Annotated in this window: 15 protein-coding genes and 1 pseudogene; 14 read left to right on the plus strand and 2 right to left on the minus strand. The window is 56.0% G+C overall.

The features are described from left to right. The first annotated feature begins 3 nt into the window (after positions 1-3). A complete protein-coding gene (locus tag ABMC88_RS16965; protein WP_349578085.1) occupies positions 4-2496 on the plus strand; it encodes a S8 family peptidase in 2493 nt (830 codons plus the stop codon). Between the two features lie 254 nt (positions 2497-2750). Here ABMC88_RS16965 and ABMC88_RS16970 read toward each other — a convergent pair whose 3' ends face one another. Further along, complete coding sequence (locus tag ABMC88_RS16970) at positions 2751-4295, minus strand: Fic family protein (RefSeq protein WP_349578086.1); 1545 nt, start codon at positions 4293-4295, stop codon at positions 2751-2753. A 792-nt stretch (positions 4296-5087) separates the two neighbouring features. Here ABMC88_RS16970 and repA point away from each other — a divergent pair. The 13 genes and pseudogenes from repA to ABMC88_RS17035 all read left to right on the plus strand — a co-directional run bounded on the left by repA (position 5088) and on the right by ABMC88_RS17035 (position 20890). After that, positions 5088-6290: a plasmid partitioning protein RepA gene (repA, locus tag ABMC88_RS16975; protein WP_349578087.1), complete on the plus strand. Its 1203-nt coding sequence runs from the start codon at positions 5088-5090 to the stop codon at positions 6288-6290. Further along, on the plus strand, positions 6290-7267 hold the full coding sequence (gene repB, locus ABMC88_RS16980; protein WP_349578088.1) for a plasmid partitioning protein RepB: 978 nt from the start codon (positions 6290-6292) through the stop codon (positions 7265-7267). Before repA ends, repB begins: the two co-directional genes overlap by 1 nt. A gap of 227 nt (positions 7268-7494) precedes the next feature. Beyond that, complete coding sequence (repC, locus tag ABMC88_RS16985) at positions 7495-8589, plus strand: plasmid replication protein RepC (protein WP_349578089.1); 1095 nt, start codon at positions 7495-7497, stop codon at positions 8587-8589. Positions 8590-9109: 520 nt separating this feature from the next. Then, positions 9110-9571, plus strand: a complete 462-nt coding sequence (locus tag ABMC88_RS16990) for a hypothetical protein (RefSeq protein ID WP_349578090.1) — start codon at positions 9110-9112, stop codon at positions 9569-9571. A gap of 41 nt (positions 9572-9612) precedes the next feature. Beyond that, the gene (locus ABMC88_RS16995; protein ID WP_349578091.1) at positions 9613-10545 is read left to right on the plus strand and encodes an ArdC family protein; all 933 of its coding nucleotides are present in this window, start codon (positions 9613-9615) and stop codon (positions 10543-10545) included. Positions 10546-10635: 90 nt separating this feature from the next. Further along, positions 10636-11025 (plus strand): DUF3768 domain-containing protein, encoded by a 390-nt coding sequence (locus tag ABMC88_RS17000; protein WP_349578092.1) that lies wholly within the window; start codon positions 10636-10638, stop codon positions 11023-11025. Positions 11026-11180: 155 nt separating this feature from the next. Beyond that, positions 11181-13163: a ParB/RepB/Spo0J family partition protein gene (locus tag ABMC88_RS17005; RefSeq protein WP_349578093.1), complete on the plus strand. Its 1983-nt coding sequence runs from the start codon at positions 11181-11183 to the stop codon at positions 13161-13163. Between the two features lie 83 nt (positions 13164-13246). Then, positions 13247-13840, plus strand: a complete 594-nt coding sequence (locus tag ABMC88_RS17010; RefSeq protein ID WP_349578094.1) for a regulator — start codon at positions 13247-13249, stop codon at positions 13838-13840. Next, positions 13840-14496, plus strand: a complete 657-nt coding sequence (locus tag ABMC88_RS17015; RefSeq protein ID WP_349578095.1) for a DUF6927 domain-containing protein — start codon at positions 13840-13842, stop codon at positions 14494-14496. The genes ABMC88_RS17010 and ABMC88_RS17015 overlap by 1 nt, the downstream gene beginning before the upstream one ends. A gap of 119 nt (positions 14497-14615) precedes the next feature. After that, positions 14616-18881 (plus strand): strawberry notch-like NTP hydrolase domain-containing protein, encoded by a 4266-nt coding sequence (locus ABMC88_RS17020; RefSeq protein ID WP_349578096.1) that lies wholly within the window; start codon positions 14616-14618, stop codon positions 18879-18881. 107 nt (positions 18882-18988) lie between these two features. Further along, positions 18989-19180, plus strand: a pseudogene (locus ABMC88_RS18585) (hypothetical protein); the annotation flags it as partial. A 234-nt stretch (positions 19181-19414) separates the two neighbouring features. Continuing rightward, positions 19415-20143: a DUF736 family protein gene (locus ABMC88_RS17030; protein WP_349578097.1), complete on the plus strand. Its 729-nt coding sequence runs from the start codon at positions 19415-19417 to the stop codon at positions 20141-20143. A gap of 207 nt (positions 20144-20350) precedes the next feature. Continuing rightward, complete coding sequence (locus ABMC88_RS17035) at positions 20351-20890, plus strand: hypothetical protein (RefSeq protein ID WP_349578098.1); 540 nt, start codon at positions 20351-20353, stop codon at positions 20888-20890. A 116-nt stretch (positions 20891-21006) separates the two neighbouring features. Here the strand turns inward: ABMC88_RS17035 and ABMC88_RS17040 are convergent, their stop codons facing one another. Next, positions 21007-21942: a hypothetical protein gene (locus ABMC88_RS17040; RefSeq protein WP_349578099.1), complete on the minus strand. Its 936-nt coding sequence runs from the start codon at positions 21940-21942 to the stop codon at positions 21007-21009. Between the last annotated feature and the right edge of the window lie 86 nt (positions 21943-22028).

Consider the following 22028-nt stretch of genomic DNA (forward strand, 5'->3'; position numbering starts at 1 on the left):
ACCATGGCGGATTACAACAAGCCTCATATCGACATATCGGGTCGGCGCGTTAAAGTCGACTATAAGTCAAACAGCTCGGCCAGATCAACGAAACCAGCTCGTGATCGCCGCGAACACGGCCAGCGTCTCCAACAGCAAATGGACGCAGCATATTTGCAAATCGCTCAAATGCGTGCTGAGAGCCCTCCCCTGCCGGAAAATTTGCCCACTCCCGTTGGTGAATACTTGACCGTTGAGCTCGCCCGCTCCCATCGCGAGCTCATGGCACCAGCGGCTCTCGCACCAGAAGTGCGACAAGGCACAGTACAAGTCGCGGCAAACGATGCACGCACAATTACGTTTCATGTATCGCCCCGTGGTCGTGAGATCTTAAGTCAGTTGCTTGATGAATATGTAAACGGCGAACGAACGGCCAAAGGCAATCCCCCAAGAGCTTCTTTGGCAGAACCCATTGAGTCCATTCGAGCAACGCGGCTCGAAGAGTTGTGGCGGGAGGATCAAGTGCTTCTTCCCGCTTTGGGCGGTGCCGCCACGTGGTGGGCGCTCTGGTGTGCCCGAGGATTTGAAGCGTCTGCTGCCCAACTGGCGCAGTCGCTTGGGGCCACCGTTGCAAATGAAGACAGATGGGCACGGTTTCCCGAGGCTATCGTCGTACCGGTCCTCGCGACACGGCTGCAGATCGAAATGATGATCTGGGGCGGACGCGGTGAAATCGGAGAGCTCGGTGTGGCGCGCGATAATCCGTCTGTCATCATGGACGATATGCGGGACTATCAAGACGATCTTATCAACGATCTCGCCGGGCGCATCACCTGGCCGGGAGCAAATGTGCCGGCCGTCTGCATTCTTGATACCGGAGCCAATCGCGCGCACCCGCTGCTCGAACCCGCACTTTCAGCAATCGACATGCAAACGCTCGATGAACGATGGGGTGTCGATGACAGCCATCCCGGTGGTCACGGCACCGGTATGGCGGGTCTCGCCTTACTCGGCGATCTCACCACTCCCATGGCGGATCTTATTGAGCCGATCCTCAGTCATCGTCTTGAAACCGTGAAGGTCCTGCCCCCTGCCGGATGGCCCGGACACGATCCTGTCAATTACGGCGCTGTAACATCATCCGCTGTTAGTTTGGCGGAAGGTAGGGCGCCAAACAGAAACCGCATAATCTGTTGTGCTGTCACAAACGAGGACCGACCCGGGGACGGACCGTCCCGGTGGAGCGCAGCTCTAGATCAGATGGCATCTGCAACACAAGATGGTGACGGCGATGATGCCCCACGCCGCCTGATTGTACAGGCCATGGGAAACCTGCAAATGGGTGTGGCAAAGGGTGATAATATAGATCCTGATGATTTTGCAGGCGAAGACCCATCCCAAGCTTGGAACGCGATCACCGTTGGCGGCTATACTAATTTTGATCAGATAGCTGAGGCAGGTTACCAAGACTGGACTGTTGTTGGTGCCGCTGGCGACCCTGCCCCCATTGCGCGTAACAGCGTATCATGGCCAGAGAGCCGCTCACCCGTAAAGCCTGACGTTGTTTTTGAAGCCGGAAATCGTGCCCTTAGTCCTTATGATGAACCCGTTATGGACAAGCTTCCCTCATTGTCTGTTTTGACAACGGGAAAAGGCGCAGGGCAAGCCCTGACACCCTTTAATGCCACAAGTGCTGCCACCGCTGCAGCCGCACGTATGGCCGCGCAATTGACTGCGGCGTTTCCAACCTATTGGCCGGAAACCATCCGCGCGTTAATGGCTCATAGTGGAGAATGGACGCCGCGCATGCTCGCCCAGCTCGACAACGTCGATGGCTTGCGAGACCGGCGCCTTCCCAGACGCCGGTTTGGGTACGGTGTCCCAAAACTCTATCGCGCTATGCGATCAGCGGAAGACGATTTCGCCATGATTGCGCAGGATACAATACAGCCCTTTGCACGTTCTGGCGCAAGCGGTGTCAGGTTCGGGGACGCGCATTACTATCCACTGCCTTGGCCGAAAGCCGTTCTCGAAAATCTCGATAATCGCAGATTGCGGCTCAAAGTGGCGCTTTCCTATTTCATCGAACCAAATCCGAGTTTTGATGCAAGGATTGACCCCGCTCGATATCGATCACATGGCCTAAGGTTCGACCTTAAAAGGCGCGGTGAAGGTCTGGGAGAATTCCAGTCTCACACAAATGCTGAGTTTGGGCGCGCGACTGCGCGTCGCGAGTCCGACAGTGGTTGGATGTTCGGCCCCGACGCAGTGTCGGCGGGTTCACTGCACGTTGATGTTTGGGAAGGGCCTGCGGTTGAATTAGCTGCACGCGATCAGCTGTGTGTCTACCCCGTGACCGGTTGGTGGCGCACACGGCCAGGACTTAAAAAGCTGGAGACGCCTGCACGATATGCTCTTATCATGAGCATTCAAAGTGACGGGGTTGATTTATACACGCCAGTAAGTGTCGCAGCGGCTGTCCCTGTCGCTGCTCAGGCAGAAGTCGCCGTTCGATAAGCGCTCAAGTATACAATCGCCCTATTAAGAGAACTCACTAAGATGACGTGGCAAACTCCAAAGCGCCGATCTGGCGGCCGAGCGATTGGCCCTGACTGGACACTCTGGCGTAATCTATAAGTATACGAATATACCAAATAGCACGGGTGAATTATGCACCGGATATTTGCACCGCCTCAGCTGCCATGTTTTCATGGCTTCGGAACCGTGTTGCAAATATCATGCTTTTCTTTCCAAGCTCCCAAACCAACAGGTCAATTGGTCCAGTAGGAAAGAGAATTTGACCATTGCATTCGATCCTCCATCAGTTTTGCGAACGGAACGATGTCGCCTCCAACACTCGCCGACTCCAAGGCAGACATATATGCAGCTCGATGTTCGAAATCGATAACTGTCCAGGGGTAGCCGCCGGATGCAAACATTGCGTTCATCAAGAAACGTGCCATGCGCCCGTTTCCGTCGGGATAGGGGTGGATGTAACCGAGTAGCCAGTGCCCAAGAACTGCGCGAACCGCTGCGGAATCTTCATTCTCGAGTCTTTTGAACAGGGTCTCCATACCGTCGGCAATAGCTTCCACGCGCGGCGGCGTGTGACGTGATCCCCGTAGATACACTGGATGATTTCGGTAGCCAGCCAATGCGCCAGCCTTCAGGATACCTGCCGTCACAGACGGCCGGAATAACTCTTCATACCAACTATCATGATCTTGTCTGGCCGCCTGCCCTACCGACGCCCCCGTTAGTATCCTTTCAATCGACGCACGAACGGATTGAAAAGCTTGCCAGTAACCGCGGGCCGCAAGCGCATCGACATCCTTCTTGTGTTCCACGTTTCCAAGAGGGTCGAAGGACCCCTGTCGCACTTGCTCGATCAACTCTGTAGTGACGGAATAGCCTTCAATGGAAAGTGAGTGATAGGCATCGTTGACGTAGATGTCGTCGACCACCGCCAGATACGTATCTTTGTCGGCAGGCATACCTGGTTCGTCGGGAAATATGCCTAGAATGGCCTCGCGATGTGTGTCCCACGCAGCATTGATCCGAGCCGCAAGTGGCGAGCTGCCCACTTCGAGGGGCATCACGTGGGCACCTTCCACGAACGGGTTCCTCTCCCGGACATCGTAGTCAGCGGCCTTCATCTTCTTGAGAATTGTGTCGGCCTCATTGTCGCGCCCAACGCGACGCAACGCACCCGCAATCCGCCCTGCGGCCAAAACGTGCCCGCCGTCAAGCAATTTGACAAGCAAGGGACCTGTATTCCTCAAACCGCTCAAGACAATTTGCGCTTCCATTGCATAGGAGCGGTAGAATGCTTCGGGGACGTTTATGAGTGCCGCTTCAACAGTGAGAATGAACAGCCCATCTTTTGTGACGATGTCGCTCTTCGGAGGCAGGTCCTTCTTGAGGTCGTATAGCGACGTGTCGAACGGCAGCACCGTGTTGTTGCCAGACCCCTTGGGTGTCCAAACGATCACTTGCTTCGGAATGTGGGTGCTTTCGGCGTGCAAAAGTAAAGATTGCTCGGACGAGAAGCACCACTCCACGCCATAGCGTTCGTGGCAGTACCGACGACAGAAGTCCCAGAATGATGTGTACCAGAAGGTCGAGTCATGGGACTTGTCTTGTGGTCGAGTCACAATCAGCCAACCCAGAATGACATCTGTTAGGAAACCGTTTTTCTTGAGCCTCTCTCGGTGGGTCCGGCTAAGCTCACCGCTTCGAAGGACGTTGCCATGTTCCGCTTGTCGCTCCTTAAGAAGCTCGAGCGAGGCCGCAAGTTTTTCATTCGGGGTCGCCATGATAGGAGGGTCACCTTTCTAAAGAAGTTGGCGGTGCTTTAGACGTATTAAGAGACGTACACTTAGACGTAAAGCGTGTCGTTTGTATACACGTTTTTTAAGCCGTGCAATCACACGTAAAGTTAGATGTGCATCTTGACGGGTTTTATGCTGATCCCGCATGGGACCTAGCAACTGAACGGGAGCGTTCGCCACCGATTAAAAGTCGAAGCCAGACCAATAGAAAGTGAAGAAATTCAAACGCCCCCTGCCCCACTCACAAAGACAACAGATGTCGCAACACACCCCACGATAAGACTTACGCTTTGAGTAGAAAAAATACTCGGTAATAAATCGAGTTCTTCACGGGGCGGATCAAAAATCCAACTTTCGCGCATGTAAGATGCGCGAAAGTTGGATCTTAGTCTTGATTCAAGGCGAAATCGATATCTGCCACAGAGCCCAAGGCCACCAAGCCGATTTTGTGTCCGCGGCAACAACTTACATAAGTTCCTACCATCCGACCGATTCGAGCCATAGACATGTTTGCTATCAATTGCGATCATGTGCCCAAGAGCTACAACATGTTGCGATAATTCATCGAAATCCCGAAAAAATGATTTTTTTCAACATGTTACCTAGGGTTCTTCGGGCATGACGGCTGAATTGAAGAATCCTTTGCCACCGAAAAGGCCAAAAAATTGTTGCCTGGGGATAAGTTGCGTGTCATGAGTTCAATTGTCGCAATCTGACGTAAATCACGCCTTTTAGCGACGAAACGCAGATGACCCACTAAGAGGTCGTGAGGGCAGCATGAATTCAAACGCAACTAGCGCGCAAACCAGCTCTATCGCAGCTTCCATTGCGTCGAACGCTGCCCGCCTGTCGGAAGCGCTTAACAACCATATGCGCAATAGCTTCCAGCCCGACAGCCGAAAAGCTTTGCGTAAGTTTCATCCTGCCGAAGTTTCCGAGCTGACAGGTATCAGCATGTCCAACCTTAGGACACGCCATCAGGAAGGCGATTTCCCCGAAGTAGAGACTGATTCCAGAGGTCGCAGGCTCTATACCGCTCAAGAGATCGACCAAATCCGCCATGTAATGGCAAAAACAGGCCGTAACGGTGAGACTTATCTTCCCGGACGTCGCAAGCACGATGCCCTTCAGGTTATTTCTATAGTGAACTTCAAAGGCGGATCCAGCAAGACAACCAGCGCCATCCACTTGGCTCAACGCTATGCGTTGCGAGGCTATCGAGTACTTGCAATCGACATGGACCCACAGGCGAGCTTGACCACGATGTTCGGGTACCGTCCTGAGATCGAGTTTGCTGAGAGTGGCACCGTTTATGACGCGCTAAAATACGAAGACCCTGTGCCGCTGAGCCAAGTCATCCGAAAAACATATTTTCACAACCTTGACCTCGCTCCGGCAGGTCTCTTGCTATCCGAGTACGAGACCGAAACTGCGTATGCGCTACAGCACAAGATCGACCCGCCATTCACACAACGCCTTGCGATCGCTCTCGACGAGGTCGAAGCAGACTACGATCTCGTCATCATCGATTGCCCGCCTCAACTTGGCTTCACAACAATGACAGCTTTGTTGGCGTCTACCGGACTTCTAATCACGGTTGTTCCTAGCATGTTGGATGTTGCATCAATGGCGCAATTCCTTGAAATGGCTGGAGAAACTGTCCAAACTCTCGAAGAGGCGGCGGGGCCTATCGACTGGAACTTCCTTAAGTTTTTGGTCGCTCGATATGAGCCAACGGACGTACCACAATCACAAATGGCGGGTTTCTTACGCTCCATTCTCCTAGATCAGGTATTGACCACACCGATGCTCAAATCCACAGCGATCTCTGACGCTGGCATGACACAGCAAACCATCTATGAACTGGATCCCTCGCAAGTCGTGAAAAAGACACTAACCCGCATATTAGAGTCTGTTAATGGCGTCGCGGATGAATTCGAAAAGACGATCCAGCAAGCTTGGGGAAGGGAAACTGACTAATGGCCCGTAGAAACCTATTCCAGCCCCCTCCCCCACCCGATGCGGCCAGCACTGCGGCGCCGACCGAAGATCAAAAGTCGCGTTTCCCAAGTACGGGCGCAATGAGCGGCGTGAAATCCACGCTGAAGGATGTTGCGAGCAATGCAGTGAGAGAAATCTCCGTTGATGTCATAGAAGAAGACGGCCCTAAGGACCGTCTCACTTTCACCGATGCCGATGTTGTAACATTGGCTGAGAGCATCAAGGCACACGGCCAACAAGTGCCGATTATGGTGCGCCCCATCGCGGACAAACCGGGACACTACAAGATTGTCTATGGTCGCCGCAGATTGCGGGCCTTGCGATCTCTCGGCCTCCCAGCAAAAGCACTCGTGAGGTCTCTTTCTGACGAAGAGGCGATACTTGCCCAGGGACAAGAGAACAGTCAACGTTTGGATCCAAGCTTCATTGAAAAAGCGCTTTTCGCCACCGAGCTGGCTACAAGCGGCTACGAACAAGCAATCATTCTAGATGCCCTCGCTGTGGACAAGCCAATGCTGTCGCGCATGACCAAAGTTGCACGGTCTATTCCAAAGTCAGTCATCGAGAAGATTGGCTCCGCGCATGGCATTGGACGCAGACGCTGGGAAGAGCTGGCAGACCAGTCGCGCAGCGATAGCGTCGATCTTGAACAGGTCACCGCAACGCTTCAGTTTAATGCTGCCAAGAGCTCCGACGACCGCTTTGGCTTGGTCAGTGATGCCATTACTCAGGCGCATAAATCTCAAGCGCCAGACAAACCGGCTGCCCCCCCTACCCTCTCCATCAAGCTTAGCGATGGGACAGCTTTGGCCGAGGTAAAGGAAACGGCACGTGCTTTGACATTTAAGCTGTCAAAGTCTGATGCACCAGAATTTGCTCAGTGGATGCGCAACAACGCAGAAGCTGAGCTTACACGCCTCTATGAGGCGTGGCAGTCAGAGGAAAAGTCTGACTGATATCGACCGAGCAGTAAAACTTAAAAAAGGAGCACGACCAACAACCCAAAAAAGAAAGAGCCCCCCAAGGTTTCCCTAGGAGAGCCCAATCTGTTCTTTGCACTTTCAGATTTACCAGCTTCTCCGCGCCAGTCAACAACAACCGATTCGGTTGACCAAGATTTGCGGCCTTTTTTCTGATTTTCAGAGATATTGGTGTCTTTCACATCAGGTTGTCGTGAAAAAACATGGCATTTACACAAGCAACTGCACCCACCGGGCTGCGGACCAGTGAATTATTGTCCGCGGACAATTCCATTCCAGAGCGTCACATCGTCGTAGCAACGCTCCGCAACGCAGCGCCTCGTCTTGGTCTCAGCGCATCGGTGATATCGACCTTAGATGCGATGCTTTCGTGCCTAGCGCCAAAGCGCAATCACCACACAGTGTTTGCATCGAATGCAACACTCTCATTTCGACGCAACGGCATTTCAGACAGAACAATCAGACGTCACGCGGCAACGTTGCAGGATATTGGCCTACTGGTGCGTCGTGACAGCCCAAATCGAAAGCGCTTCACAAAGCACAACAGACACGAGGGCAAGGCCCTTCGGTTTGGCTTCGACCTATCACCACTCTTTGATCGCTTGCATGAGATTGCTTCAATGGCAGCTGAGGTCATGAAGGAACGGGAGCAAATTGACTATCTGCGCGCCAAAATTCGCGCAGCAGCCAATGCAAGTCTGACCGACAACCCAAACGATGAGATCGCCCTGGACATCTTTCGTGTCCTACGTCGGAAATTGTCGCGCAAAGACTGTGAGCAAATCCTCTCAAACCTGACAATTTCGGTAGTTGATGCCGAGTCCGTAGATGATGAAAATCCAATTTCAACAACAACTATGACCGCCAGTGACGGTCAAAATGTCCGGCACCATCATAAATCAAATAAAGAACATATTGATAAAGAGGGCATCCCACAAAAAAAGCAAACTACTCCTATGACCTCGGATGCTCCGATCACAATACAAGAATTGCTATCGGCTTGTCCCGAAGCAGCCCAATTTTCGCTGAGAAGAATAGAAACTATCCATGATGTCATTGCTCACGCACGAACACTGGCCCCAATGATAGGGATCAGTCCTCAAAACTACGAAGCAGCCCATGAGCGACTGGGTGCGTTAGGAGCAGCGGCAACCGTTTGGGCCATCATGCAATTCCATGACAAGATCAAAGCAGTCGGTGCGTATTTTAGATCGATAACCACCGGATCAAAGAGCGAAGGCTTTAGCCCAGAGAAACTCATCCGGCGTTTGGCTTTGGCGCAAAAATATGCAGTTTGATTTCAAAATTGTCCGCGGACAATTTTCCGAGCCGCATCGTCAGCTTTGATGAACTACCGTCCAATCAAAGGTCGCATGAGGTGCCAAATCTTGCGGTCGCCTGCTAAACAGATATTATTGCTTCTAGAAGAGATGGGGCAGGGACCACTGATTGATCTACAGTCCACCATGATGCTTTGCCGATACCTTGTGCGCACCATTTAGGCGCATTACGTACCTCAGTCGCTATTGAGCCTTATTCAACGCTCAAGGATGGAATTCAAACACGCTTTTCAATTAAAATATATATTTATCAATAGGTTAAGGGATAAGCGCGTACGATTTCTTGCTATAGTTTCCTGAAGCCCGATTCATTAGTGTCTTGAGAGGTTTCGCGTTCCGCCAAAACAGATGCAGCGTAGCATTATCCTAAAGTAAAAGTTTCCTTCTTGTTTTGGGACTGTCTGAAGGAACCCTTGTGGGGTGTTCCTGACGGGTCCGGGTCGGTTTCCGGCCTGTCTGTTCGGACAAGGAACCCCCCATGCAAACAGAAGTGCTGCGCGCAGAAGCCCAATCGTGGTGGCGACACCGAGAGCTTAGAAGAACTGGTGACCTTGATGAGGCGCATCGGTTGGAACGCCAAACAATCCGCCGCGATATTGAATATCTCCGTACGGCCCTCAACAACCCCAACGCTTATGTCAGCTGCGGTGGTGGAGGGACCATTCTTCACCTCGGGCTGACAACAGTCTCGCTCTATGCCCCCGTTGAACGCTTCCCGCTCGCCAGCTTAGCTGTCCGGCTTGGAACGCCTCTGATCGACTGCCGTCCCGTCCGCGACATCATCGCTTTCGCAAACCTGCCCAAGGTCACAATGGACGGCCAGATCGATCCGGAACCTTGGACGGCCTCAAGCCGTATTTCGCTCCTGACATATGTCGACGCTGCCGAACGCCTTGGCGCTCGTATCGTCAACGATCCGCGCGCAGGTCGCGCGACCTAACCCAACCTTCCAAATCAATCTCAACCGAAAGGAGGCCAGCCATGGCCCGATCCCGCACGTCCAAATTCGACGCATCTGAAGCCATCACCAATGAACTCATCCGCATAATTGAACGCGGGGTTCTTCCTTGGCGCAAACCGTGGACCGCAGGCGGCAGCGCGCGTCCATTGCGCCACAACAGCGAGCCCTATCAGGGCGTGAACAACTTCCTGCTCACTATGCGCACGGTGGTGGCAGGATATACCTCTCCGTTCTGGATGACCGTGCCACAGGCGAACTCACTTGGAGCTAAGATCCGGAAGGGCGAACGCTCGTCCGTTGTTGTTTATTATGGCCAGAGTCGAACGCAGTCCGATGATGAGCAGGATGCCAACGATGGCAATGCCGAAGAAGCCCGCGTCTTTCGCTTCCAGAAGTCATATCGCGTGTTCAATGCAGATCAAATCGAAGGCTTGCCGGATGCATTCTACCCTGACGCCTGTCCGGTCCCCGATCATGCGCCGTCTGCGCCAATCGAGCATATGCAGGCGTTCTTCGATGCCATCGATATTGCGACGGTCTTTGGTGGAACCGAAGCACGCTACAATCCGCCCGTCGACAAAGTGTTCATGCCAAGCATCGAGCGCTTCAAGAACCCGCTGAACTTTTACGGGGTCTGGGCGCATGAGCTGGCCCATGCCACCAAGGCACCCCATCGCTTGAACCGAGACTACGGTCTTAGCCGGTTTGGCAACACAGCCTATTCTCGCGAAGAGATCGTGGCCGAGCTGACGTCCTGCTTTCTGGGGCAGGAGCTTGGGTTCACAGCGCATACCCTAGAGCTGAACGCGTCGTATTTGTATCACTGGCTGCGTGTGCTGCGCTCGGACAAATCGGCGATTTTCAAACACGCGACGGACGCGCAAAAGGCCTGCGATTATCTGATCGCGAGGTCAGAGGCGTGCAGGGCAGGGGCCAGTGATCAGGCAGCTTGAGAGGTCGGGTTTTTTCGTGGGCGGCGGCTCTCAAAAAGTAAAAGCAAGCTTTGGGTTTTGTGTTTTCAATTTCCTCGAAAGGACAGACCCATGACCACCTCCCAAGCCTCGACAACAGATCGCCCCGACATCACTGTGATCGCCGCGCACAACGATGCCTTCCGCAAATTCGCGTGCCTTGGAATGCCTCCAGATATCGCCATTCCTGGCCGGATGCATGTCACCCGCTCGCTGATGGAAGCGGAGGACGGGTTCATGGACGAAGCAGTGAAGGCGACCGGTGAGTTTGAGGTCTTTGAACCTGAGAATGATCCAGACGGGTGCCACGACTTCGGGGCCGTGGATATCCGCGGGCAAAAGGTCTTTTGGAAGATCGATTTTTATGAGGCGGATAGCGATTTCCGCTACGGTGCTGAGACGCCTGACAATCCCGCAACCACCATGCGCGTGCTGACCATCATGATGGCATCCGACTGGTAGAGCAGGGGACCAGCCTCACAAACGATGCACAATCTGAAGGCTCGCTGACCCCAACAAAGGGAAAGCGGGCCTTTTTTCATGTGATCCTCAAACCCGGGGATTGGTCAGGCCGTTCCGAATGTTCGGGGCGGCGCAACATCTCAAAAGGACATCACATGACACATGCTCTCAAATCCATCTCGGTCGCCATTGGTGATCTCACGTCGCATCCTGCCAACGTGCGCAGCAACTCGCCTGAAACTTACGAGACAGAGGCTATCGCGCACCTCACTGCCAGCATCGGCGTCCTGGGCATAATCCAACCGCTGCTTGTGCAAAAGATCGATGGCAAGTTTGGCGTCTTGGCAGGTGGCCGTCGTCGTGCAGCCCTGAACGAGTTGGTCGCTGACAAGACCGCCAAGGGCTTCACCAACAAAACCAAGATCGAATGCCGTTTGGTGCCGGACAACTGTGATGTGACCACAGCCCTGTCGCTGGCCGAGAACATCACACAGGCACCGATGAACGCTATCGACGAGTTCGAGGCGTTTGCGCGTATGATGGAAGTCGATGGGCAGTCACCTGAGACGATTGCCAAGACGTTCGGCACCACAGTCGCCGCCGTGAAGGGTCGCTTGCGCTATGGTTTGATCCATCCCGATATCCGCGCGGCGGCCCGCGCCAAGACGATCACCCTCGATACGATGAAGGCCTTTGCGGACCATCCAAGCCAGGCCGTGCAGCTTGAGGTGTACGAGGCGCTAACAGGCGATGACAGCTATGTGCAGGCCTATACGGTGCGTCAGGCGCTCAAGACTCGCGGTGTGCAGGTGAGCGACGATATCGGGGCCTTCGTGCGCGAGGACTATGAGGCGCGGGGTGGTCCCATCGCTGCCGACCTCCTCGAGGAGCACTCGGTGTTGGAAGACATCGCACTGGTCGAGGCCATCATGGTCGAAAAACTCACCGCCGCCGCCGAAGAGGCACGGGCCCAAATGGGGTTTGCGTGGGCTGAGGCATTGGTGCGCTACGACTATGCAACGATGGCAGAATATGGTCGCGTCTATCCCGGTCCGGTCGAGCCCGATGTGGCGGGACAAAAGCGCGTGGATGCGATCACCGAGGAGCTCGAGAAACTCCGACTTGAGATGGAGGACGAGACCCTCGAGACCGATGCCTACAACGCCCTCTACGATCCCGTGGATGCGCTCGAAGAAGAGGCGCGGGATCTGCAGGAGGACTACAGTGCCGAAGATCTTGCGCAGGGCGGTGTCATCGCATCTTGGTCGAACGGCAAGATTACGCTGCATGTCGGCCTGGTACGGCCAGAGGACAAGCATGAGGCGACAGCGCAGGCAGCAAGCGCTGCTGGCACATCCATCGACTCAGACGGCCAAGGCGCAGAGACAATCGTCTATCCCGCCTCACTAACCCAAGACCTCAAAACGGAGCGGGCAATGGCGCTTGGGGCGGCCATGACCCTGTATCCCGAAGCCACGCTTGATCTCACGTTATTCAAGTTGGTCACGGACGTGCTTGGCGGCATGAGTGCAACCCAGGCCGTCAAGGTTGAGGCCCGCAAAGAATACCGCAGCCATGCCAAGATGGATGAGATCGATGGCACGTCGCTGGAACAGGTGGCCGAGGCGCACGACGCGCTCGATCTGTCCTGGGCGGATGAGGCGAAGTCTCCGGCCGATCAGTTTGCGGCGTTCCGTGCACTCGAGGCAGACGAGAAGGCCAAACTGGTCGCCTATGCCACGGCCGGCACCACGCAATCCTGCTTTGCCCGCAGCGTTCAGAGTGACAGCCTAATGCATGACTTCGAGATCGAGGTCATGCCTGACGTGCGCGCGCATTGGACGCCAAACGCGGCGCTGTTCAACCGGTTCAAGAAGGCGTGGCTGCTCAAAATCCTTGGCGAAGAGCTCGGCCTTGCGCAGGAGGCGGTGACACTGGCGTCTATGAGCAAGAAAGAGATCGTCGCCTTTTGCGACAAGCTCTTTGCCGAGCCATTCGCGACGCTGACAGAGACGCAGCAGCGGGCGGTCGCTGCGTGGTGTCCGCCGATGATGCAGACGACCGGTGGCACCGGCTTGATAGTCGATGAGGAGGAAGACGCCGCTCAAACCGAGCCCGTTCAAGCGAAAGCCGCCTGATCCGTTGAGGCGACCCGCGCTTGGAAACACCAGGCGCGGGTCAGATCCCGACATTCCCTTGAAACACCAAGAAAGACATCCCCATGGCTATTCTCAAGTTCACCGCATCCGCTGTTGCGGCGCAGATCGCGCATGCGCGCTCCTGTTCAACCTTCCTGCCAAATTGGAACGGGCCAGTCGACAAGCCCGCCCTGATCCTCATCGTTGGGAACGGTGTGCATCTGCGCTCCAACGGTATTGACGGCTCTACCACCCGTATTGTCACCACCGAGCAGTCCGATCCCAGCTTTGCCTTTGCGAACGGCATCAATCCGTTTCGGGACAGCGATTGGATGGCACAGCGTCAATTGGCATTCCGCGATCTGACCGGACAGTTCTACACAGACATCCTTGACGATGTGCAGACACTTATCGATCGCGGGCAGGGGGCCATTCGGCTGGCAACCGATGGGCATTCTATCCGTGTCTTCGTCCGTCGCGCCTCAGACTTCCTGATCGGTGGCACCTATGAGGTTCCGTCAGGCTTGGGTGGCACTTTCCGAGTGGTCCTCAAGGACGCCTGCGACACCTTTGCCATCGTTCAGAACTGCGGCAACTGCGAAGACTTCGATGGCATGCAGCCTTACCGCGTGCCGCTCGATGCACTCATGGAGCTCGAAGACCGGAGGGCAGCGTAATGGGCTGGCTTTTCTACACTGACCGGCGGGTTCAGACCTACGCCGACGAGAAGGCAGAGATCACACGTCTCTGCACGTTCGAGACAGATACGCGCCGCACGACACTGGCCAAAGCCAGCAAAGTTGGCTCGACGTGGTATGCGGCAGCACAGGTTGAGAGCCTTGATGCGGCACCTTTGGAGGATCGGACCTATGTGATCGACAAGGACGGATCATTCACCTTCGGTGCAGTGTTTCTTACGCGGTACGACGACGGGTGCTGGGGCTACAAGGACATGGAGGAAAGCGCTGGTCCTTGCGAATCCCGCGCGCCGCTGAGCATTCTCAATCTTCTGTCCGAGTTGAAAGACCCCGACAGCTACGCCCTCGCTTGGCGGCAGCGGTGTCGGGACTGGGCCGCGATCCCTGACTACGCAGAGGGCGACAAGATCAAGCTCGCCTCCCCTGTGACACTTAGCGATGGCAGCACCTGTCAAATCGTCACAGCAACTCATTACAGGCGGGGACGGCAAAAACGGCGCTGCTACCGCATTGAGGAAACCAGCAGCCTTGTGCGGCTCTCAAAGGCGTCACTGGCGGGATCGAAGCTCATCAGTCGCGAAATAGCTGAAGGCAGTGCTGTGTTGGCGGAGTTTTTTGCCCAGCAGGGACCGTAGAAGGCCCCACAGCGCGTTCTCCGCCGTATTCTAGCCCCAGCCGCCTCCTCTGCGCAGCAAAGCGTAGAGGGGGCTTTTTGTCCTGTGAACCACAAACCGGATCACAAAGGACAGAAAACATGGCCCATCCCAACCAGAAGCACTCCAATCTAACCCCATCTAACGCTCAGCTTAAATCAGCCCTGTCGCTGATCGCCGCCGAGATCGCGCTCGGTCCTCTGCGCAGCTCCTCACTCGCAAAGATCATGCGCGACACCTTTGGCGGCAGCGATGCCAGCGGTGCGTGGAACTGGCGTATGGCCTACGACATGATGCAGGCTGCTGCGGTTCAAACACTTTTCTTGGATGCGAACGGGTCAGATCCACTTGGTGCTGCCAAGAACCTCGCGATGCGGCTTTTGACCGAAACCCGTCGGTCCGAGCAACAGATCCGCCTGCAACAGTTCTCTACCCCGCTGCCTTACGCGACCCTCGCCGTGCGGGCGGGCGCAATCCGTTCTGGTGAGACTGTGCTGGAACCCTCTGCTGGAACGGGCTCTCTGGCGGGGCTCATGAAGCGGGCAGGCGGCATTCTCATGCTCAACGAAGTCGATCCGTTTCGCCAGCGGCTACTCGATGTGGTGTTCGACGCGCATGCGACGGCGCATGACGCCGAGCATATCGACGATTTGCTGACATCAACAACAGTACCCAGCGTTATCGTGATGAACCCGCCGTTTGCATCCTCGGTGGATCGCTCCGGCGATAAGCACATCGCAGCAAAACATCTCATTGGCGCCGCGAAACGATTGGCACCCGGCGGACGTCTTGTTGCGATCATGCCGATGGGCTTCACCCCCGAGCGGGATGCTGCACATTGGGCCCGCGCAATGGGCCTTCTTACGCCGCGGCTTGCTCTCGCCATTCCCGGCCATGTCTATCGCAAACTCGGCACGAGCGTGGATACCCAACTGATGGTCTTTGAAAAGACCAGTGATGACGTCGAGATGATCCGCACCTCCGTCGACGATCTCGACGCAGCGGTCAGCATAGTGGACGAGGTCGCCAGGGCGCGCCCGATTATGGCTCCAGTGACGGCGGCACGCTCATTGCATGCTCATCGCTCTCTGTTGCAATCTGCGCCTCACAAGGCGCGCAAGCCTGATGTCTCAAATACATCCGCTGCCAAGACACCTAAACACGCAGCAAGGCCGCTGTCGTATACCCCGCTCGAGACCGCGCGCGAAAACACCCCCATTTCCGAGATATACGCCCGCTATCGTCCGCAGCGGATCGATATCGCTGGTGCACAGGAACACCCGACGCCGCTGGTTGAAAGCATTGCCATGGCCTCGGTCGCACCCCCCGTGCCGTCCTTGCAGGCCGCCGAGGGACTGCGCCTGCCGAACCGACTGATTGCAGAAGGTCATCTCTCCGAGGCTCAACTGGAAACCATCATCATGGCCAACGATGCCCACGGGCGTGATTTGCCCGGCAAGTTCACTATCAATGAGGATCAGACCAAGATGCTGCGCAGTGATGAAGATGCGGATGCACGTGCCTACCGCTTGGGGTATTTCCTCGGTGACGGCACCGGCTGCGGCAAGGGACGCGAGTGCGCGGGTCTTATTCTGGTCAATTGGCTTTCGGGGCGGCGCAAGGCCGTTTGGGTGTCAAAATCCGCAACCCTGATTGAGGACGCCGTGCGCGATTGGACCGATCTAGGTGGCTCGCCTGCAGATATCCAGCCGCTCTCGAAATGGAAGCCCGACCAGCAAGTCACGATGGGCGATGGCATCCTGTTTGTGACGTATGCCACGCTGCGGTCTTCCGGCAAATGCGGTACCACGCGTCTGAACCAGCTGCTCGCGTGGATGGGGGGCGATTTTGATGGCGTGCTCGCCTTTGACGAGGCCCATGCGATGCAGAATGCGGCTGGATCGGAACAGGGCAGGGGGGCAAAACCGTCCCAGCAGGGGCTTGCAGGTCTGCGATTGCAACTCGCCACGCCGCGCGCCCGCGTCTTCTACGTTTCAGCGACGGGGGCTACATCTGTCCACAACCTTGCCTATGCATCCCGGCTCGGGCTTTGGGGCCAAGGCCCAGAATATCCGTTCCCGAGCCGCGAGAGCTTTGTCTCGGCGATGGAGGCGGGCGGTGTGGCTGCCATGGAGGTGGTGGCCCGCGATCTTAAGACGCTCGGGTTCTATACCGCGCGCGCCCTGAGCTTTGATGGGGTCGAATATGATGTGCTGGAACATGCACTGACGCCTGCCCAAACAGAGATCTATGACGCCTATGCGGGCGCGTTCCGCACGATTCACCATAACTTAGAGGCCGCACTGACCGCGACAGGTGTCAATGATGCATCGGGAGAAACAAATGCCTCTGCCGCAAAAGCATCCGCCAAGTCGCGGTTCGAGAGCACAAAGCAGCGCTTCTTCAATCATCTGCTGATGGGGATGAAAGCTCCGTCTATTGTCAGCGCTATTCAGCAGGACCTGTCCGATGGCTTTGCCTGCGTCATCCAAGTGGTCTCGACCGGCGAAAGCCTTCTGAAACGGCGCTTGGAGGTGATGGACCCTGACGATGAACTCGTGGAGGGCGCGCTGACGCCGCGCGACTACGTGCTCGGTTATCTCGAGCAGGCTTTTCCGATCTACACTCAAAAGGTCGTGGAGATTGACGGCAATGTCGTCGCAGAGCCGCTGCGGGATGAAACAGGGGCATTGGTCGTCTCTCGCGAAGCCTTAGCATTGCGGGACGAGGCAATGATGGACCTGATGGCGCTGGCCCCGATCCCCGCGGCACTGGATCAAATCCTCTGGGCGTTCGGGGATGAAGCCGTCGCTGAAGTCACAGGGCGATCTATTCGCCCGCTCAAATCCAGCGACGGCGCGCTCTTTATCGAAAAGCGCGCCGCGAGCAGCAATTCCTCCGAGACGCAGGCGTTCATGGATGGGGAAAAGAACATCCTGATATTCTCAGATGCGGGTGGCACAGGGCGATCCTATCATGCGGCACAAACGGCCAAAAACCAGAAGCGACGTCGCCACTACCTGCTGGAGCCTGGCTGGCGCGCGGATGCAGCCATTCAGGGACTTGGGCGGACGCATCGCTCCGCTCAAGTCAGCGCACCGTTCTTCCGGGTCTGCACTTCGGACGTTCATGGCGAAAAACGCTTCACCTCAACAATCAGCAAACGTCTTGATCAGCTTGGCGCGCTCACCAAAGGCCAACGCGAGACAGGCTCGCAAGGCATGTTTCGCGAGGAGGACAATCTTGAAAGCCCGATCGCGCGGTCCGCGCTGCGAGGATATTACGCCGATCTTGCCGCGGGGCGAGCGGAGGCGATGGGTTATGAGACCTTTACCGATTGGACGGCCTTGCGCCTGATCGACAAGGACGGCGTGTTGCTGGAAGAATTGCCGCCGATCCAACGGTTCCTCAATCGGGTGTTGGCGTTGCCGATCCATATGCAAAACGCGCTCTTTGCGGAGTTCATGCAGCGCATTGCTGATCAGACAGAGCGTGCACGGGACGCAGGTACGCTTGATCTCGGGGTGGAAACGCTGCGGGGCGAGACGATCAAACAGGTCTCAGTAGAGGATCTCTGGACCTGCCCGCAATCCGGGGCTGTGACACGTATCATTGGATTGGAGGTGACGGATCCTGTTCACATTGCGTGCGCCGATGATGCCCTTCGCAATAACTTCGACAATATCCCTATGGTCAATCGCGCATCGGGGCGGGTTGGGCTGATCTCAAAGCGTCCCATGCAAATGTATGACGAAGACATCGTCACCCTCATGCGCAAGGTGGTGCGCCCGACTGGTAAATCCTATCTCGAGGAGGGCAAGTTTGAAGCCTCGGCTTGGGAGGCCGCCGCGCAACCAGAGTTTATCCGCCTTTGGGACGAAGAGGCCGACAGTCTGCCCAAAACCACCACGACAAAGCTCTACCTGCTGACGGGTCTTTTGCTGCCGATCTGGAAGACCATCCCGACAAGCAACGAGCGTATTTATCGCGTCACGCCCGAAGGCTGCGCGAGCATGATAGGCCGCACGCTTAGCGAAGCAGGGGCCGTAGCCCTTCGGGCGCGGTTCATGACAGGGACGCCTAAAACACCGAGTGAAATGCTGACAGCTGCCCTTGGCACGACGGCACCCGTCGATCTGGGGCGCGGCCTGACGCTGACGCGCCGCCGTGTTGCGGGTGATGTGCGCCTGGAGATCAACGGGGCGGATAAGGGTTCGATTGAGGGTCTCAAATCCCTTGGGTGTTTTACGGAGATCATCGCCTTCCAGCTGCGGGTGTTCGTGCCGCACGGGGCGGGTGTCGATACCACTGCCATTTTGTCCCGCATCACTGGTGATAACGGCGGCCGCACGCGAAACGCTGCCTGACCAGTGGGGCAAGTGCCCCGTTTCCAAAGCAAACCCAGAATACCAAAGCCCACTGCAGTGCGCGGGCTTTGGCTTCCTGCCGCCACAAAAACATACCGGAGACTGACATGAACATCGAAGCTATCAAAGCCGCAGTGGATGCGGGTCAGACCGTCCACTGGGCGAACACGGGCTACATCGTGCACAAAGACGCCTTCGGCCAGTACCTGATCTCATATCGCCATGGTGGCAGCACCATCGGTCTGACGGATCAGTCGGGAACCCGTTTGAACGGGGATGAGGCGGAGTTTTACGTTGCGGTTGCAAACAATGACCAGTGATCGAGGCTGGATGCGCCAGATGGAATGGCCTCAAGGACGGGGGAGCGCGTTTGGCGAAGCTGGCTCTTCACATTGTGGGACGGTGGATTTGGAGACCGAGGGAGAAAGTGGAAAGCAGGCTTTCTGTTCTGTGATCCCATGAGGGGTCAACAAAGCAATCTCGGATGGTCTGGCAAGATGTCAGGTCCCGATAACCCAAGAAGGATAAGACCCATGTTCGCAGGAACCCTTACGAAAAACGCCGACACCGCAGCCGCTGTCTTCACCGGCACAATCCACAACACCAAGTTCGACATCGCGATCCAGTTGGAGACGCGCCCGAAGATGTCCGAGCGCAGCCCGGACTTCGACGTGACCGCCGTCAACAAATCCGGACGCAAGGTGCGTATCGGTACGGCCTGGAATGAAACCGGCAACACCAGCGGTAATCCCTACATTTCGATGCAGATCGATGTTGGACTTGGCCCGTTTCGCGTTAACGCGGTGCAAACGCAGGAAGCCCGCAAAGCCAAGAGCGAAGACTACGAGATCATCCCGCTGGTCTCAAACGGCACGATGAAATCCGGCTCAATCTCAGGCGAGCTGACGGCGATGGATGCTGACAACGCCTTCGCAGGCTACATCGCCAACATGATGTTCGATTTGGACTTCATGCTGATCGAGAACGACTACAAGACCGAGGAAACCCATCCCGACTACCGGATCGAAGTCAGCTCGCCGAAGGGCAAGGCGATCCGCGTCGGTTCCGCTTGGATGGCGAAAAGCACCCGGACCGGCAACGATTATCTGTCGCTGCTGATCAACACGCCTGACGGTGATCTGCGGGTCAATGCCGTGCAGAACGAAAAGCAACGGGGTGGCCAGACGTTCTCGATCATTCCGTTTGTGCAGAGCGATGATCAGCAGCCGGACGCAAGCAGTGGACTGTCACTGGTTGCTTGATCGCACCAAGACCATCGACTGATAGAGCAGGGGAGCCGCGGCAACGCGGTTCCCCTTTTTTGTGTGAGTGTGCTTGAAAGACACCCGTGCCTAACCCGGTGCTTTTATTGGCACCCACAACATCATCGCTTGTTATCTCCGGACTTGTCGAACCACCCAAGTTTGGCACAAGGATATACTATTGTAGCATGATTTTTGAGAGGGCGGATGGCTAGAAAACCGAAAACAGACCGCGTTTGGTTCGAAAACTTTGACCTCGAAGTGGAAATCACTGCGCTGATCACGCGCATTGAGACATTTACCAAGTTTGAGCTACCAGACAAAAAGCGGGATATGGCGTTTTCTTACGCAGCGACGAAGCTGGGTAACACGAAAGAGGCCTACGCCAACGCGAAGAGCGAGGGCAAACCGGTCTCCACATCCCGTCGCGACTTTTTAGAAACCATTCAGGATACGATTTTCTTGGCGATCCCGGCTGAGAATGTCGCGTTGATGCCGTTGAGCGAATATGTCCTGAACGATCCGTCTTATTATCAGGACGCGATGTGTCGCGCAGCATCCCTCACCGAGGATGAGCTCTTTATGGCCCTCTCTCCCATGCTCAAAGATATGACAGTGCAGGATGCCCGCGACTTTATATCAAAGCTTTGGCATGACGGGATCGACGATAATGCCAGAAAGTACGCGGAAGCATTGAAGCGTCCGGAGCGTGAGCGCGTTCCACTGCGGCTGGGTCGAATTGTTTAAGCTGCCGACGTTGTCTGGCCTACAGCGGACCTTCATTAAATCTGCGGCAAATGACTGCAAGGAGCCCAGACTCACCGATGCTGCGGACGGGACGAATGGCCGTTAACTGGTTCGCGCTACCGCTTGATCGACCAGATCATCGCGGTCTCGTAACCTGACTCTTCCAGCATCTCGATCTTGGACTGCCATCCTGCGGGGCAAACGACAAAGGTAGCGCCCATGCCCCGCTTGGCGAAAGCGGCTTCGGCGGCGCGCAGAAGCGCCGTTGCGCCTTCGCCGCCATCCCTTAGGCGTGCTGGATCGGCCAATTCCGGATGGTAGTAATCGTCGATCACACCTGTCTCGGTGATGTCATGGGCAGGCGGAAAGTGCAGGCGCGAGGCGGGCTGCGCAATGATGTAGCCCTCAAGTTCTCCGGATGCGCCCATGACCATCATGTCCCTGTCTCGCAGCGTGAGGCTGCGCGTCATCCATGCTGAAAAGCGTGGATTGGCTTCGGGATGTATTTCCCAGAAGGGGTCGATATCGAAAAGAACCTGCAGGTTCTCTGCGCTGCGCATTACGATGCCAGCAACATCGTCTTCTGTCGCTTGCCTAATATTTGAAGGCGTGCCCTGATCGTCAAGATCGGTGCGCGACAGGTAGAGCGTCAACGGATCATAACCCGTGCCCTCGAACGCTGCTCGCCAATCCCCGCCCGCCACATAGGACGACAAAATAATCCTGGCACCGGCTTCTTGAAGGGCCTTTTCAGCCGCAACCAACAAAGCATTGACCGTGCCATCAGGCGCATCCGGTGCGGTGTATGAGTCGGGCAAAATGAGGCCGGGTTCACCGCTTGATCCTGCGTAGATCGGCGGCACCGGCAGCAGCATCGAATGAACGACACCGCCGATCCAACCGTCATCATCTGCGACCTGCCAAATCTGGCGGAAGGGTTGCTGTTCAGCGGTCAGCGCGAATGTCAGAGCCTTCTCGATCTGGGCCGGTGCATCCTCTGCCATCTTCCAAAGGATGCCATCCTCTGCATGGCGCACCTCAGCGTCCAGCATCAGTAGATCAACTAGTCGCGGTATGTCGTCAGGTGTTGCTGGCCGGATGATCTGAGGCATGTGTGAGTTATCTTCGTAAAGGGCTG

It is taken from the genome of Sulfitobacter aquimarinus (assembly GCF_040149565.1).
Taxonomy (GTDB): Bacteria; Pseudomonadota; Alphaproteobacteria; order Rhodobacterales; family Rhodobacteraceae; genus Sulfitobacter; species Sulfitobacter aquimarinus.